This window comes from Mesorhizobium sp. M5C.F.Ca.IN.020.32.2.1 (genome assembly GCF_004023105.1).
Lineage (GTDB): Bacteria > Pseudomonadota > Alphaproteobacteria > Rhizobiales > Rhizobiaceae > Mesorhizobium > Mesorhizobium wenxiniae.
The window spans coordinates 1-625 of sequence record NZ_RZSX01001560.1 but is presented as its reverse complement, the minus strand read 5'-3'; the positions used below and the strand labels follow the sequence as shown (position 1 = coordinate 625).

The following is a 625-nucleotide window of genomic DNA, read 5'->3' as shown; positions in this document are numbered from 1 at the left end:
CGGCATTACTGCACAACACGAAAGTTGCTGCAAAAACCGAAGTGAACCCAAGGCATGGGGTCAATTGGCATGGCGCTTGCGACTCGGTCGCTAGAACGCAGTCAAAACCACGGTTGGAGACCATGCCTACCTCTCAAAGCTCGATAAAGCACGCGAGCAAACATTCCCCGTCCCCGCGGAAAACTGGAAGCTCGTCGCCGTTAAACGTCCCTGCTCGGGGGCGGTCTTGCACAAGACTGGTCCGAGGCAACCACGCCAGGGCGAAAGGCTGCCGGAACTGTCCACCGAAGTCGATGCCGCTTCAGTTTAACCGAAAAATGCACCGTACCACTTTGGCCTGGGAGCAAATCAATGACCGATAGAAAGAACGTTCCTCTCGTGACCTTTCGCACGCGTGTTCGCGATGAGTCGATCGGGGGGCCAAATCCTTATCGGTGGGAGAACAAGACCTCCGACGATTATTTCGGGGGCAAGCGCGTTATCCTGTTCTCGCTGCCTGGCGCCTTCACCCCGACCTGCTCGACCTTCCAACTGCCCGATTTCGAAAAACTCTATGATCAATTTCTGGAACTGCGAATTGACGCGATCTACTGCGTCTCAGTCAACGATGCTTTCGTCATGAATG

General features: G+C 54.9%; 1 protein-coding gene. It reads left to right on the top strand.

Annotated elements, in window-relative coordinates; translation table 11 throughout:
- Window positions 1-351: 351 nt before the first annotated feature.
- Window positions 352-625, top strand: a 274-nt coding sequence (locus tag EOA86_RS37440; RefSeq protein WP_128345881.1) for a redoxin family protein, incomplete at its 3' end; no start/stop codon positions are given.